This window comes from Pokkaliibacter sp. CJK22405, from assembly GCF_046614695.1.
GTDB lineage: Bacteria > Pseudomonadota > Gammaproteobacteria > Pseudomonadales > Balneatricaceae > Pokkaliibacter.
The window spans coordinates 141,315-155,394 of record NZ_JBKKHQ010000001.1 but is presented as its reverse complement, the minus strand read 5'-3'; the positions used below and the strand labels follow the sequence as shown (position 1 = coordinate 155,394).

Sequence of the window (14,080 nt, the reverse complement as noted above, 5' to 3'; positions counted from 1 at the left end):
CTGCCAGCCTGAAACTCACGTGACGAAAACCCTGCCTTTGCAGGGTTTTTTATTATCTTTTCGACTTGATAAAAACTGAGACGACTTTGCGCTTTGCTTATTTGGTGCGGCGCACACTAAGATGACGTAAGACAGGTTCAGGCAGTAACGAACCTCCGAAGGTGAAGCAATCTTTAGCAGATACCACGAGGAGACAGGAATGGAGTCATTATCCATCGGTGTTGTAGGTGCCGGACAGATGGGAGCGGGTATTGCCCATGTCATGGCCCAATGTGGCTACAGCGTTTTTCTTTCCGATATGAATCTTGCCCATGCCCAGAAAGGACATTCCGGGATTCGGTCACGACTGGATAAGCAGGTAGAAAAGGGCAAGCTCAGTGCAGAGGATGCTGAAAGCATTGCCAGTCGCATTCGCCCGGTCGACGGTCTGACCGAGCTTGCCGACTGTGATCTCGTCATCGAAGCTGCCAGCGAGCGCCTTGATCTCAAGCTGGATATCTTTCGCCAGCTCGACAGCCTGTGTAAAGCCGAAACCCTGCTTGCCTCAAATACCAGCTCCATCAGCATAACCACCATTGGCGCAGTTACCCAGCGACCGGACAAAGTCATCGGAATGCACTTTTTTAATCCGGTGCCAGTAATGGGGCTGGTGGAAGTTATTCCGGGTTTGGCCACAGCACAGAGCACTGTCGATACGGTCGTGAGTGTTACCGAAAAACTGGGCAAACAGGCGGTTAAGAGCCGTGACAAGGCAGGCTTCATCGTTAACCGTATTCTGATGCCGATGCTGAACGAAGCTTGCTTTGTACTTGAAGAGGGCGTGGCTTCCGCTGCCGATGTCGACACGGCCATGACACTGGGTTGTGCCCACCCCATGGGACCACTAACCCTGGCTGACTTTATTGGGCTTGATACCTGCCTTGCCATCATGGAAGTGCTCTACAAAGAGCTTGGTGACAGTAAATATCGCCCGGCGCCACTACTTAAAAATTACGTGGCTGCAGGCTGGTTAGGTAAGAAAACCGGAAAAGGATTTTTTAGCTATGTCTGAACATGAAGCCCCCCAGTTCCAGACCCTTGATATCAGCTGGCCTGCGCCGGATATCGCACTTCTGACCCTGAACCGGCCAAAGCAACTGAATGCCCTGAATGAGACCCTGCTTGAGGAGCTGGGGCTCGTGCTTGGCTACCTGGAGCATCAGCGTATTCGCGTATTGATGATTACCGGGGCAGGCGAAAAAGCTTTTGCTGCAGGTGCAGACATCTCGCAAATGCAGGATCTGACTCCTGCTCAGGCGCGTAATTTCAGCCAACTCGGCAGCAGAGTCTTTGCGGGCCTTGCTACAGCATCTTATGCCAGCATTGCGCTGGTGAATGGCTTTGCCCTTGGCGGGGGCTGCGAGTTGGCACTGGCATGCGACATGATGCTGGTCAGTGACAAGGCCAAACTCGGCCAGCCCGAAGTCACACTGGGTGTTCCTGCAGGTTTTGGCGGGACTCAGCGACTACCACGTCGTGTTGGCCCCGCAATAGCCATGGAACTTTTACTGACAGGCCGCATGATCAATGCCGAAGAAGCACTACGGATTGGGCTATGTAACCGAGTTGTCGAAGCCGACAAACTTATTGAGGCGGGTACCAAACTGGCAGAAGAGATTGCATCGAAAGGGCCACAGGCCGTACGCATGACGCGGGAGCTGGTTCATCGCGGTCTTTCAATGCCATTGAAGGAGGCGTGTGAGCTGGAAAGTGACCTTTTCGCTCTGGCGTTTAGCACTGAAGATCAGAAAGAGGGCATGGCCGCTTTTATTGAGAAGCGTGCTCCTCATTTCAAGGATCAATAGAAGTCAGGCCAAGAAAATTTCAGTTATAAAAACACAGAACCATTGATTTCTGTAACTGATAAAAGAGTTTTACTTCGCCAAATAAAAAGCCAGCGATTGCTGGCTTTTTTCATCGCTAAAGAACATTAGTGGTGATGACCACCATCGCCATGAACGTGACCATGGGCAATTTCTTCTGCCTGCGCTTCACGCACGCTCTGAACATCCAGATCAAATGTCAGGGTTTTTCCGGCATAAGGGTGGTTCAGATCGACCGTAATCATGAACTTGCCCACTTTCTTGACAGTAACCTGACGCTGACCCGCATCTGTGTTGACTACAGCAACCATGCCGGGCTGCCAGCGCTTGGCTCCCTGCAGATGTTTGGATGGAATACGCTGCTCAGCTTCTTCCTTACGTTCACCATAGGCATCCTCAGGTGCCAGAGTAACGGTCAGCTTTTCACCAGCGGATTTACCTTCCAGCGCTTTCTCGATGCCGCTCATCATGTTGCGATGACCGTGCAGATAAGCAACCGGTGAACCTTCATCGCTGGTTTCCAGTACGTTACCTTCCACATCTTTCAGAACGTAGTTGAACTGAACCACAGTATCCTTGGCGATTTGCATGCTTGCCCCTAATCGTTGGCGATCTCAGATGGGCGGCCATATTAGCAGAACCTGCGCCCGCGCCAAGCCTTGAGACATTTCTGATGCATGAAACGACTTGCCGGAATTGTGTCGTGAATGCGCCTTGCTGAAGAGGGCGGTTGTAGCCATAGAAGGCTAAGCAATCGCTCATTTTATCGGCTGTCATTGAATAAGGATGTGACATGGCTCAGCCCGCCTCAGATCAGCACCAGGAAGCAACAACGAATAACTCAAAACTCCCTGTCATGGCCCTTGCTGCATTGGGGGTTGTCTACGGTGATATCGGCACCAGCCCGCTCTATACCCTGAAGGAATGCTTCGGCAAGGCACTGGGACTCGTACCAAATCAGGACAATATCCTCGGGATACTCTCTCTGATCCTTTGGGGGCTCATTCTGGTCGTGTCGAGCAAGTATCTGCTCTTCGTTCTGCGCGCTGATAACAATGGCGAGGGCGGTATTCTCACACTGCTGGCGTTAACCCGCCGAGTGATTACCTCGAGGACCGCCTGGCTCCTCTCGCTGGCATTAATGGGTGCTGGTTTCTTCTACGGTGAGGTGGTGATAACTCCCGCCATCTCCGTCATCTCTGCCATCGAAGGCATCGGACTGGTGGCTCCCTCGCTCGAAAGCTACGTGGTGCCTATTACATTGGTGGTGCTCATCGGTCTTTTTTCCTTTCAGCACAAGGGCACTGCCAAGGTGGGTAAAATATTCGGCCCCATCATGCTGATCTGGTTTGGCACCCTCGGTATTCTCGGCATTATGGGGATCAGTAACAGTCCGCAGGTTCTGGCTGCTTTTAACCCGTACTGGGCGGTTAACTTCATGCTGGAGCACAAACTCCAGGGGTTCCTGACATTAGGCGCAGTGGTACTGGCGCTGACCGGAGCCGAAGCACTGTATGCTGATATGGGACACTTTGGCCGAAGTCCCATCCGGCTTGCCTGGTACTTCTATGTGCTACCCGCACTCATGCTGAATTATCTGGGGCAGGGCGCTTTACTGCTTGAACATCCGGAAGCCAAGAACAACCCCTTCTTTCAACTGGTACCGGACACCTTACGCATCCCGATGGTCCTTCTGGCGACTATCGCGACGGTCATTGCCTCACAGGCAGTTATTTCCGGAGTGTATTCACTCACGCGGCAGGCGATCAACATGGGCTATTTGCCCCGCATGCCGGTGCGCTATACCAGTGAGGAAGAATCGGGCCAGATTTACATTGGCTTTATCAACTGGCTATTACTGATCGCTGTGATTTTTGTCGTACTCGGTTTTCAGTCTTCAGAAGCATTGGCAGGTGCCTACGGTATCGCCGTCACCGGCACCATGATTATCACCACCATACTCAGCTGCACCATCGCCCGCCGTCAGTGGCACTGGCCGCTATTTGTTGCTGCAGGTTTAGGCATCCTGTTGCTGCTGATTGATATTCCACTCTTTGCCGCCAATGTGGTGAAGATCGTTGCCGGTGGCTGGCTGCCCCTGCTCATCGGAGCCATGACTTTTGTCATCATGACCACCTGGTTTCGTGGCCGGTTCCTGGTGCATCAGCGAATTAATGAAGAAGCGATGGACTTTACAGAGCTACAACAGCACCTCGAAGAAACGCCGCCTGCCATGGTGGAGGGTACCGCTATTTTTATGACTCATGCTAAAAATGGCGTGCCTCATGCGCTGCTGCATAACCTCAAGCACAACCACGTGCTGCACGGGCGCAATATCTTTCTCAGCGTGCAGACTGATGACGTTCCCCTGGTGCCGAATGAGGAGAAAATCACCATTGAACAGTTATCAGCGCATTTCTGGCGTGTGAGTGCCCGGTTCGGCTTTCGGGAGCATGCGGATATTCGGCGTGTACTGGTACTGATGAATCGGCAGGACATGGAGATCGAACTGGAGGAAACCAGCTTTTTCCTGTCGCAAGGCCGCTTGTTGCAGACCGAACGGCCCGGCATGGTGTTCTGGAGAGAGTCGCTGTTTATTCTGCTGAGTCGCAATAGCCTTCGAGCCACCGATTTTTTCCGGATTCCGCCAGGAAGAGTGGTGGAAATGGGCGCGCAAATAGAGCTTTAAGCGCCCACACCGGCAGTAAACTTTATGAACTGGAGGAGGTTAGCCTTGTTGTTCAGAGGCAATTTTCTCCAGGGCTTCAAGAAATGCTTCCACTGGCTGACCGCCGGAAATCAGATACTGCCGGTTGATGATCACCGCTGGTACCGAGTGAATCCCTTGCTCCATCCAGAATCGTTCGTCCTCACGAACCTCCTCGGCGTAGCGGTTTTCTTCCAGAACCTGCGCAGCCTGAGTGCGATCAAACCCCGCTTCTGCAGCAATGTTCAACAAAACCTCAGGGTCTGACACATCACGCTGCTCGGTGAAGTTGGCAGCAAAAAGCGCCTCTTTGAGAGCGAGCTGTTTTTCTGCATTAATCTCTTCAGCCCAGTGCAGCAGGCGGTGGGCATCAAAGGTATTCCAGATGCGGCTTGCCTCATCGTAATTAAAGGTAAAATCCAGCGCTGCACCACGATCCTTCAACAACTGCCGCGTACCTGCCGACTGCTCCGGGCTTGCGCCATACTTCTCCTGAATATGCTCAGACAGGTTTTGACCTTCTTTTCCCATCGCTGGGTTCAACTCAAAAGGTCGGCAGATAATCTCTGCTTCCACATTATCCAGCTGGGCAAGGGCGGCTTTCAGTGAGCGAAGGCCAATCACACACCAGGGACAAACCACATCGGAAACGAAATCAATAGAGAGGGTAGTAGACATAACGGCGGCTCTGTATCAGAAAGCGAAGTTAGGACTGAAATATGCTGCCTCCACTATGGTGTCTCAGTGAAGAACATCCAAGCAGGCAATGCGGCAGATTCAGCAATTCAAGGTTGCAGAGAGCAGCGAAATTAAAATGCCCGTCATGCTGGCATGTTCACGGCCAGCGGCGTATGTTTGAACACGCTGCTGTGTACTGCAGCAGACGTCGCTCGGACGGTTCCGGGCGCCTACGTAAGAGAACATTGTCATGGCTGATTCCAGCAACAGCGTCCCTGTACGCCACTTTTCCCGTATTGATCGCCTTCCTCCTTACGTCTTTAACATCACTGCCGAGTTAAAAATGGCGGCGCGACGTCGTGGTGAGGACATTATCGATTTCAGTATGGGTAATCCCGACGGCCCAACACCGCCGCATATTGTCGAAAAGCTCTGTACTGTCGCCCAGCGTGAAGATACCCACGGCTATTCCACATCTCGCGGTATTCCCCGTCTGCGTCGAGCCATTTCCAAGTGGTATCAGGATCGCTACGAGGTGGATATCGACCCGGAAGATGAAGCCATCGTTACCATTGGCTCCAAGGAAGGCCTGGCGCATTTGATGCTGGCCACGCTGGATCACGGCGATACCGTCCTGGTACCTAACCCGAGTTACCCCATTCATATTTACGGTGCCGTCATTGCCGGAGCGCAGGTCCGCTCTGTGCCGCTGGTTCCCGGCGTTGACTTCTTTGTCGAGCTGGAACGCGCGATCAAGGAGTCGATTCCCAAACCCAAGATGATGATTCTGGGCTTTCCCTCAAACCCGACCGCACAGTGTGTCGAGCTGGATTTCTTTGAACGAGTTGTCGCGCTGGCCAAGCAATACGGCATTCTGGTCGTACATGATCTGGCCTACGCTGACATCGTCTATGATGGCTGGAAAGCACCTTCCATCATGCAGGTCGAAGGCGCGAAGGATGTGGCAGTCGAGTTTTTCACCCTGTCGAAAAGCTACAATATGGCGGGCTGGCGCATCGGCTTTATGGTGGGTAATGCCGAGCTGGTGAAAGCGCTGGCACGCATCAAAAGCTATCACGATTACGGCACCTTCACCCCGTTACAGGTTGCCGCCATTGCCGCACTTGAGGGAGATCAGCAATGCGTCCGGGATATTGCCGAACAATACCGGGTTCGCCGCAACACCCTGGTGAAAGGCTTGCATGAGGCAGGCTGGATGGTCGAGATGCCCAAGGCCTCCATGTATGTCTGGGCGAAAATTCCGGAACAGTACAGCCACTTGGGTTCCCTTGAGTTTTCCAAGAAACTGCTGGCCGATGCCAAGGTCTGCGTTTCACCCGGTATCGGCTTTGGAGATTACGGTGATGACTATGTGCGCTTCGCATTGATCGAGAACCAGAACCGTATCCGTCAGGCCGTTCGTGGCATCAAGCAGATGTTTAAAGCGGACGGTTTCCTGAAAGACTAAATACGCTTTCACTTAATGAACTCCAACAGCGCCCACTTTCATCGTGGGCGTTGCTGTTTCTGCTGCTCCAAAAAGCGCGGGGCAACGTAAAGCACGAATTAACCTGGGACTTGTGACATACACCCTCTGCCCCTAAATCTTTTAATAATCATTCACTTGCCATGACAGAAGTTCGCCATGTCTACTCATGATGCCTTGAAGGACTATCGCCAACGCCATCAGCAAAACAGCCGACGCGGATTCAGGGAGCGTACATTTCGTAAATCTGACAGCGGTGTGGACCAACAAATTCTCAGACTTCACGAAGCCATGGTTGAGAAGGTGCTGGCAGAGCCAGCTCTCGTCGCCAAAGTCCGCAAAAAGCTGGATGAGCGCTACTTTGCCGGCCAGCTTCGCCATGGCGCTTATCTCTACTGGTTTGGGCTGCTGGACAATATCGATAATGCCGAGCAGTTTCGCGAAGGCGTACTCACGGATAACAACCACATGCGCCGCTTGCGCCGACGCAGCCCCTTTGTCGGCATTCTCTCGGAAGAGGAGCGCGAGGCGATTCTTACCCGGTTCAATGAAGCTCCTGGCCAGATCGACTAAAGCAGCCAAAAACTTGACCTGATGGATGATCGCAGGCATGGTGCGCAGCCTTTGGCGCACCACGGAAAGGTGACGCTTTACAACGCAGTGTTGAGTGCCCGAATTGCCCGAATTATCAATGGCGGTTCTGCCTCTTGGCTTCTAGACTAAGCCCGCTTGATAACTGCCATCCTTCACCTGCTGTTGAGTAGTATTTGTGCCCAGCGATTCTGTTCCTCCCACTCAACGCCACACGCTCAGGATGAGCTTCAAGGCCTTGCTGCTTTTCTTCGCCATGTTGCTGGTTACGCTGGTGAATCAGGCGAATGCTGCGCCTGAGCACATCACCCGCACAATGATTGAAGAAAAAGTCAAAGGGCATACTTATCAGGCGCTTTATCTGGTGCCGGAGCTACCCAAAGCGGTGCTCATTCTGCTTTCAGACAGCAAAGAGTCCTGGCCGGAACAGACCCATTCCTCAGGCTTCCCGCAAGATGACTTTCTGCTTCGCGCTCAGTCTCAATGGCTCTGGCGCGGCTATGCGGTGCTGATTCCTCAGGTTATTAAAGGCAAGGGCGATGCCCGACTGCTGGGGGATGACAACCTGACGCTACTCGACCGCTGGATTGAACGCGCCCATGGGCTAAGCCGGTTGCCGGTATTTCTGGTCGGGCATGGCTATGGCACCTTGTCTGCCGTCAACGGCGCTGCGCACTCTCCCAGCGGCAGCCTTTCAGGGGTTGTGCTCAGTACGCCCATTACCGTCAATGAAAAGCACCGCAAAACCGTCTTTAACGCAGGTGTTCAGAGTGTCCGACTGCCCACGCTGATTATCGGCAACCGTCGTGACCAATGCCCGGTGTCACCTCCCGCCATGGCGACCGGTATCGCCCGAGTGATGACCCGCGCCAGCGATATTAGCCTGTCGTTTGTCAGTGGCGGCAAAACCCTGTCGAGCGACCCGTGCCACAGTAAAACCGCCCATGGCTATTTTGGTATTGAGTCCCGTGCGGTCGGGCTGATTGACCACTGGGTGGATGCAACTCTCACACGCTAGTGCCTATCACTGAAGTGTTGCAGACCGTGCCAGCACTTAAGCAGATGCAATCTGCCGTTATCCTTTGTAGTCTGATGGATTTCCCCCATTCTGCATGATCGTCCGAGGACGATGACAGACGCTACCCGAAAGGAGGCTGCAATGACCGTATCGACACGCTCCCGCTCTGCCATGTTTGCCCGAACCATGGCGATAACCGGCGCACTGATCACAGCTTTGGGCGTGGTAGCGCCTGCTGCCTATGCCAAAGCCCCCATGGTCAAAACTCAGGCAGGCTACTACCGCACCATGCTGGGGAACTTTGAAGTCACTGTCCTGTCGGATGGCACCAATCCACTGCCCGCGGACAAACTGTTAAAAGGCATTGCCCCCGACGAACTGAATGCACTGCTCAAGCAACAACACCTCACCAACCCGGTGACCACCTCCGTCAACGAAGTGCTGATCAATACCGGCGAGAAGCTGATCCTGATTGATACCGGTACAGGCGGCATGGGGCCGACCAATGGCCGTATGTTGAAGAGCCTGAAGAATGCCGGATATTCACCTGAGCAGGTGGACGAGATTTACATCACCCACATGCACCCTGACCATGTTGGCGGCCTCAGCCATGAAGGGGAGCGCGTCTTCCCCAATGCCGTAGTCAAAGCCAGTGAGGTTGAAGCCAATTACTGGCTGGATGAAGACACCATGGCAAAGGCGCCTGAAGGCAAACAACGTGGCTTTGCCGTCGCCATGGAAGAAATGGAGCCGTATCAGAAAGCCGGCGCTTTCCAGACTTTTTCCTCGGGAGCCTTGCTGTCTCCGGGTATTACCGCTCAGGCTGAATTCGGCCATACCCCGGGGCACGAGACCTATACCATCGAAAGTGAAGGGCAGAAGCTGATTGTCTTAGGCGATCTTATCCACTTTGCCGCCGTGCAGTTTGCTCACCCCGAATACGCGGTAGGCTTTGATTCGGATGACAAAGAAGCCATCGCCGCCCGTAAAGCGGTGTTTGATCATGCGGCTGAAAACGGCACCCTGGTCGTTGGTGCCCATCTGCCATTCCCAGGTCTTGGTTACATCAACAAGTCAGATAATGGCTATCAATGGGTACCCATCAATTACTCCCTCGCGGAGTAACAAACACTTTGAACCTCCAGGCCAGCCGCTCTGCTGGCTTTTTCATTGCTGATGGCGCATTACGCCAGCCCAGCCGATACAGAGTCTGCTAGACTGGCAGACTTTTTTCACCGTGATTGGATGATGGATTTACAGCAGCTTCCCGTTTTTATCGACATCCTCAGACAGGCATTAACCTCGCTTCCGGCAGAAGTGCGCCGTGTGTTCCATGGGCGCGGCAGGACCTATGCAGGCCTTGAGCAGATCACTGCAGACTGGCTGCAAGGGCAGCTGCTCATCACGCTGTTCAGTGAGGAAACACCGGAGTTTGTCACCCGACTCGAGCAACAGCTGACAACGCTGGGTCAGGAGATGAATCACACCATTCTGCTGCAGCATCGCTATCAGGCGGGTGCGCCAACACAGGTACTGACAGGCGAGGTGGATACAGCACCAGTCGTGGTGGAAGAAGGTCTGCGCTATCAGCTGGATGTCGGCAGAAATCAGAATATGGGGCTGTTCCTCGATATGCGCCTGGGCCGTCGCTGGATGAAAGCGCATAGCGCAGGCAAGCAGGTGCTGAACCTCTTTGCTTATACCTGCGGATTTTCAGTGGCCGCTATTGCCGGTGGCGCAGAACGTGTCGTCAATCTCGACATGGCACGCGGAGCACTCACGCGGGGTCGGGAGAACCATCGCCTGAATGGTCATAACCTGGATAAAGTACAGTTTTTAGGACATGAACTCTTTAAAAGCTGGGGCAAGGTACGAAAATCCGGCCCTTATGACCTGATCATTATTGACCCACCCAGCTTTCAGCAGGGCAGTTTTGTGTTAACTCAGGACTATCAGAAAATCCTGCGGCGCTTACCGGAATTACTCGCCGATCAGGGCGAAGTCCTCGCCTGCGTCAACTCGCCGGAAGTCTCGACACAGTTTCTGCTGGATGAAATGCAGCGTGAAGCACCGACGCTGACATTTGTTGAACGTTTGGAGAATCCGCCGGAGTTTCCTGAGGAAGATGCCGAGCGCAGTTTAAAAGTGCTGCACTTTATTCACCACCCCTGAGCGGACAAACAAAAAAGCCCGAGAATAATCCCGGGCTTTTCTGGTCACTGGGCTACGGCGTTAGCGGTGACAAGACCTAAGGCCAATCAGGCAAAGCCGCCGTTCGCACGCAGAATCTGGCCGTTAACCCAGCCACCTTCAGGGCCTGCCAGGAAAGCCACCACATTAGCGATGTCTTCAGGTTTGCCCAGACGCTCCAGCGGTGGCAATTTGCTCAACCGGTCAATCAGCTCTTCGCTCTTGCCCTGGAAAAACAGCTCGGTGGCTACCGGACCCGGAGCAACCGCATTCACGGTAATACTGCGGCCACGCATCTCATTAGCGAATACGCGAACCAGGCTCTCAACACCGGCTTTTGAGGCAATGTACGGTCCATAGTTGGGGTAGTTCACCGCCAGAACACTGGTGGACAGGGCGATAAAGCGGCCGCCATCAGGTAATACCTCTCGCGCCTTGCCCATCAGCATGAAGGTGCTGCGCAAATTAGTGGCGATAGTACGATCGAAATCCTCCAGAGATTCCGCACTGATCGGTGACATCGTCATCATGCCCGCGTTATGCACGATTACATCAACACCGCCGAATTGTTCAATCTCAGTGAACAGACGGGCAATATCCGCCTCGCTGGACAGATCGGCCTGAACGGCAATGGCCTTACGTCCCTTATCGGTGATCGCCGCTACCGTTTCTTCGGCTTTTTGCACGTTACCGGCGTAATTAACGACGATATCAAAACCTTCATCCGCCAGTTTGAGAGCAATAGAGTGACCAATGCCGCGAGAACTGCCGGTAACTAAGGCTGTTTTGTTGTTGGAAGACATAACAGGCTCCTGAAGAGTCGGTGAATGAATGAAGTGTTTTGTATTATTGGCATTGGCAGGGCCGGGTTAAACCGGTAAAAATTGCCAGGATAATTCAATGAGGACTAACAATCGCTATGGACAGACTGGATGCCATGCAGCTTTTCACCAGGATTGTTGAAACCGGCAGCTTCACCCAGGCCGCTAACTCATTGAACATTCCGCGAGCCACCGCCACCCATGCCATCAAGCAGCTCGAAGAGCGCTTAAGTGTGCGTCTACTGGAACGTACAACGCGAAAAGTCCGCACCACGCCGGATGGTCAGGCCTATTACCAGCGCTGTATGCAGATTCTTGATGACCTTGAAGAGGCAGAAAGCGCCCTGCAAAACAGCGCGGCCAACCCTCAGGGAATCTTGCGGGTGGATATGCATAATTCCCATGCGATCCATGTGGTACTGCCACGCATTCAGGAATTTCGCGAGCGCTACCCACGAATTGAGCTGGTGTTATCCAGTGGTGATCGCCTGGTGGACTTGCTGGGCGAGGGCATTGATTGTGTGATTCGTGGCGGCGTTCCGAAAGACTCCAGCCTGATTGCACGAAAGCTTGCGGTAGTGCCGGAAGTGCTCTGCGCCAGCCCGGCTTATATCGAACGCTTTGGTAAGCCCTCTCATCCGGATGAGCTGCTACAGCATCAGGTCGTGCGTTTTTTCAATACGCCCCATGAGCACAACTATCCGCTTGAGTTTATCGTCGATGGGCAAGAGCGCTCCTACGATGTTCCGGGCTGGATAAGCGTCAACAGCTCTGACAATTACGTGGCATCCGCGCTCTCCGGTTGCGGCATAATTCAGCTACCTCGCTTTCCAATTGAGCCACTGATTCAAAGCGGCCAGCTGGTGGAGTTACTGCCACAGTGGCAAAGCCCCGGCGTACAGATTCACGCCATGTATCCCTACCATCGCCAGCTTTCCGTGCGCGTGCGCGTGTTTGTCGACTGGGTTACGTCCCTGTATCAGGAAAAGTTTGGGCCGCTCAGGTAAGGCCTTTTTGGCGATCCTAACAACTGCTCTTTGTTTATCAATTCCGAATAGTGAAGACAAAATTCGCTGATTTATCCGGCATTATTCAAAAAGGATACTGCAATGGCATTTGACGCGGCGCTCAGCCGCTGAACAGATAAGGAGTAACACCATGCCATTTGCCAACTACAAACTGCCCGAAGGCTTTGTCAGCGATGAACAAAAGCAGGAGATTATCCAGAAAACCACCGAGATGTTTGTCGGCTTCTGGGGAGAACAGTGCCGCGCCAGCACCATTGTGCTCGTCGATGAAGTCAAAGACGGTGGCTGGGGCGTTGCCGGTGAGGTTTTCAATAAAGCCAGCGCCGGCATCGAAGACTAGTCGGTAAAAGAACCCGGGCGTTATCGGCCCGGGTGTATTGCTTAGCCTTAACGCCTTTCGACCTTAACGTTGTTCAAATAGCCCCACCGTACTGTAGGGCGCCTCTGAGTCAAAAAATCGTCGCAGGTTACTGGCGCTGGTTTTCGCAAACGGCTGTGTTCGCCTGAACATGGCCTCTTCAAATGTAGCGATGGCTTCAGGCCGGTTATCAGGCTGCTGAACCAGGTACTGCGCCAGTTCCGCGCCGTCCAGTAACGCCAGATTGGCACCTTCGCCAGCAAAGGGCGACATCAGGTGCGCAGCATCGCCAATCAGTGTAATGGCAGGATGAGACGGCCATTGATGATCCACCGGCAACTCATAAATTGGCCGCAGCAGGGCGGGCTTGTCAGTATTCTCCATCAAGGCCAGCAGCTCCGGTGCCCAGCCTGCAAAGGCATTCTGAAGCGCAGAAGGTATGGCAGCGGCTTGCAGCGCCGTGATCGATTCCAGCGATTGTGCCAACGCCACATAGAGCCTGGCACTGCCATCCTGATTGCAGTGAGCGAGAATCCCCTGACCGGGCGCGACAGCCATTAACGTTCCCGAACCGATTAACGCCGCACTGTGAGGATGAGTCGCTTTGATGTTCGCGATAGTCAGTTCAAAGAAACACAGCCCGGAATACTTCGGCTGTTCGGTTGAAACCACCGGGCGAACCCGCGACCAGGCGCCATCGGCCCCCACCACCAGTGCGGCGTCATAGCTGGCGCCATTCTCAAATCGCAGCCGCTGCGTGCCATCAGCCCCTGAGGTTATGGCCGATAGCTTGTGCCCCCAGTGAATCTGATCGGGCGGTAGTGAGTTCAGCAATAATTGCCGAAGTTCTCCCCGGTCCACTTCAGGATGGGCTGTCTGAGGGTTACCTGGCCGATCCAGCAGAATGCGCCCGTTTTTATCGACGATGCGTTTGGCATCTTCAGCGGGGCGGACCAGCGTGAGAAAGTCATCAAACAAGCCTGCCGCTTTGAGCGCCTGTTGGCCGTTATAGGTATGAATATCCAGCAGACCACCCTGAGGGCGTGCCTGCGCAGAAGGCTCAGCTTCAAAGATGGCGGCGTGTATACCGTGAAGGTGAAGAAGTCGGGCGAGAGTCAGGCCAGCAAGACCTGCGCCGATAATAGCGATCGTGTTGGGCATAGTGCGCTCCAGTTCACTTCTGCGCGGCAGAAGTCATAGGTTCAGGAGACGCTGGCCTGAGTCAATGGTGACTCAGACGTATGCTCGACACTTGCCTGTGGCTTGCTTCTGAGATTCTCTCTCAGAAGGGAAGTGCGTTTTTCGCGACGAGGCTAGTGTGCCGTCACCTGCTGCCCGATT

At 53.8% G+C, this 14,080-nt stretch carries 14 protein-coding genes; 10 read left to right on the top strand and 4 right to left on the bottom strand.

The genetic code is table 11. The features are described 5' to 3' along the window. Positions 1 to 199 precede the first annotated feature (199 nt). Positions 200 to 1,051, top strand: a complete 852-nt coding sequence (locus tag ACKC9G_RS00750) for a 3-hydroxybutyryl-CoA dehydrogenase (RefSeq protein WP_411402946.1) — start codon at positions 200 to 202, stop codon at positions 1,049 to 1,051. Then, entirely contained in the window at positions 1,044 to 1,844 is an 801-nt protein-coding gene (locus ACKC9G_RS00745) for an enoyl-CoA hydratase-related protein (protein ID WP_411402944.1), read from the top strand. The genes ACKC9G_RS00750 and ACKC9G_RS00745 overlap by 8 nt, the downstream gene beginning before the upstream one ends. A 125-nt stretch (positions 1,845 to 1,969) precedes the next feature. Here ACKC9G_RS00745 and ACKC9G_RS00740 read toward each other — a convergent pair whose 3' ends face one another. After that, positions 1,970 to 2,452 carry an FKBP-type peptidyl-prolyl cis-trans isomerase gene (locus ACKC9G_RS00740; protein WP_411402941.1) on the bottom strand — a complete coding sequence of 161 codons (483 nt, stop codon included), beginning with the start codon at positions 2,450 to 2,452 and terminating at the stop codon, positions 1,970 to 1,972. A gap of 203 nt (positions 2,453 to 2,655) precedes the next feature. Between ACKC9G_RS00740 and ACKC9G_RS00735 the strand changes: the two genes are divergently transcribed. After that, positions 2,656 to 4,551 (top strand): potassium transporter Kup, encoded by a 1,896-nt coding sequence (locus tag ACKC9G_RS00735; RefSeq protein ID WP_411402939.1) that lies wholly within the window; start codon positions 2,656 to 2,658, stop codon positions 4,549 to 4,551. Between the two features lie 39 nt (positions 4,552 to 4,590). On the opposite strand, the gene ACKC9G_RS00730 is transcribed toward ACKC9G_RS00735, so the two are convergent. After that, a complete protein-coding gene (locus ACKC9G_RS00730) occupies positions 4,591 to 5,247 on the bottom strand; it encodes a DsbA family oxidoreductase (RefSeq protein ID WP_411402937.1) in 657 nt (218 codons plus the stop codon). A 250-nt stretch (positions 5,248 to 5,497) separates the two neighbouring features. Here ACKC9G_RS00730 and alaC point away from each other — a divergent pair, with 250 nt between their 5' ends. The 5 genes from alaC (at position 5,498) to ACKC9G_RS00705 (ending at position 10,514) form a co-directional block, all read left to right on the top strand. Then, on the top strand, positions 5,498 to 6,715 hold the full coding sequence (alaC, locus tag ACKC9G_RS00725; protein ID WP_411402935.1) for an alanine transaminase: 1,218 nt from the start codon (positions 5,498 to 5,500) through the stop codon (positions 6,713 to 6,715). Between the two features lie 177 nt (positions 6,716 to 6,892). After that, a complete protein-coding gene (locus ACKC9G_RS00720) occupies positions 6,893 to 7,306 on the top strand; it encodes a hypothetical protein (RefSeq protein WP_411402933.1) in 414 nt (137 codons plus the stop codon). A gap of 196 nt (positions 7,307 to 7,502) precedes the next feature. Further along, the gene (locus ACKC9G_RS00715) at positions 7,503 to 8,342 is read left to right on the top strand and encodes a hypothetical protein (RefSeq protein ID WP_411402931.1); all 840 of its coding nucleotides are present in this window, start codon (positions 7,503 to 7,505) and stop codon (positions 8,340 to 8,342) included. Between the two features lie 141 nt (positions 8,343 to 8,483). Then, entirely contained in the window at positions 8,484 to 9,467 is a 984-nt protein-coding gene (locus ACKC9G_RS00710) for an MBL fold metallo-hydrolase (RefSeq protein ID WP_411402929.1), read from the top strand. 120 nt (positions 9,468 to 9,587) lie between these two features. Next, a complete protein-coding gene (locus ACKC9G_RS00705; protein WP_411402927.1) occupies positions 9,588 to 10,514 on the top strand; it encodes a class I SAM-dependent methyltransferase in 927 nt (308 codons plus the stop codon). 86 nt (positions 10,515 to 10,600) lie between these two features. Here the strand turns inward: ACKC9G_RS00705 and ACKC9G_RS00700 are convergent, their stop codons facing one another. Continuing rightward, complete coding sequence (locus ACKC9G_RS00700) at positions 10,601 to 11,335, bottom strand: SDR family oxidoreductase (protein ID WP_411402925.1); 735 nt, start codon at positions 11,333 to 11,335, stop codon at positions 10,601 to 10,603. 116 nt (positions 11,336 to 11,451) lie between these two features. Between ACKC9G_RS00700 and ACKC9G_RS00695 the strand changes: the two genes are divergently transcribed. Both ACKC9G_RS00695 and ACKC9G_RS00690 read left to right on the top strand, forming a co-directional pair. After that, positions 11,452 to 12,360: a LysR family transcriptional regulator gene (locus ACKC9G_RS00695; RefSeq protein ID WP_411402923.1), complete on the top strand. Its 909-nt coding sequence runs from the start codon at positions 11,452 to 11,454 to the stop codon at positions 12,358 to 12,360. A 151-nt stretch (positions 12,361 to 12,511) separates the two neighbouring features. Beyond that, the gene (locus ACKC9G_RS00690; protein ID WP_411402921.1) at positions 12,512 to 12,721 is read left to right on the top strand and encodes a tautomerase family protein; all 210 of its coding nucleotides are present in this window, start codon (positions 12,512 to 12,514) and stop codon (positions 12,719 to 12,721) included. Positions 12,722 to 12,784: 63 nt separating this feature from the next. Here ACKC9G_RS00690 and ACKC9G_RS00685 read toward each other — a convergent pair whose 3' ends face one another. Continuing rightward, on the bottom strand, positions 12,785 to 13,900 hold the full coding sequence (locus ACKC9G_RS00685; protein ID WP_411402919.1) for an FAD-dependent oxidoreductase: 1,116 nt from the start codon (positions 13,898 to 13,900) through the stop codon (positions 12,785 to 12,787). Positions 13,901 to 14,080 lie beyond the last annotated feature (180 nt).

What these genes read in the sequence shown, in the direction of transcription:
- ACKC9G_RS00705 (WP_411402927.1), top strand. Translation starts at nt 9,588, where the DNA reads ATGATGGATTTACAGCAGCTTCCCGTTTTTATCGACATCCTCAGACAG.
- ACKC9G_RS00685 (WP_411402919.1), bottom strand. Translation starts at nt 13,900, where the DNA reads ATGCCCAACACGATCGCTATTATCGGCGCAGGTCTTGCTGGCCTGACT.
- ACKC9G_RS00745 (WP_411402944.1), top strand. Translation starts at nt 1,044, where the DNA reads ATGTCTGAACATGAAGCCCCCCAGTTCCAGACCCTTGATATCAGCTGG.
- ACKC9G_RS00750 (WP_411402946.1), top strand. Translation starts at nt 200, where the DNA reads ATGGAGTCATTATCCATCGGTGTTGTAGGTGCCGGACAGATGGGAGCG.
- ACKC9G_RS00695 (WP_411402923.1), top strand. Translation starts at nt 11,452, where the DNA reads ATGGACAGACTGGATGCCATGCAGCTTTTCACCAGGATTGTTGAAACC.
- ACKC9G_RS00720 (WP_411402933.1), top strand. Translation starts at nt 6,893, where the DNA reads ATGTCTACTCATGATGCCTTGAAGGACTATCGCCAACGCCATCAGCAA.
- ACKC9G_RS00740 (WP_411402941.1), bottom strand. Translation starts at nt 2,452, where the DNA reads ATGCAAATCGCCAAGGATACTGTGGTTCAGTTCAACTACGTTCTGAAA.
- ACKC9G_RS00735 (WP_411402939.1), top strand. Translation starts at nt 2,656, where the DNA reads ATGGCTCAGCCCGCCTCAGATCAGCACCAGGAAGCAACAACGAATAAC.
- ACKC9G_RS00710 (WP_411402929.1), top strand. Translation starts at nt 8,484, where the DNA reads ATGACCGTATCGACACGCTCCCGCTCTGCCATGTTTGCCCGAACCATG.
- alaC (WP_411402935.1), top strand. Translation starts at nt 5,498, where the DNA reads ATGGCTGATTCCAGCAACAGCGTCCCTGTACGCCACTTTTCCCGTATT.
- ACKC9G_RS00730 (WP_411402937.1), bottom strand. Translation starts at nt 5,247, where the DNA reads ATGTCTACTACCCTCTCTATTGATTTCGTTTCCGATGTGGTTTGTCCC.
- ACKC9G_RS00700 (WP_411402925.1), bottom strand. Translation starts at nt 11,335, where the DNA reads ATGTCTTCCAACAACAAAACAGCCTTAGTTACCGGCAGTTCTCGCGGC.
- ACKC9G_RS00690 (WP_411402921.1), top strand. Translation starts at nt 12,512, where the DNA reads ATGCCATTTGCCAACTACAAACTGCCCGAAGGCTTTGTCAGCGATGAA.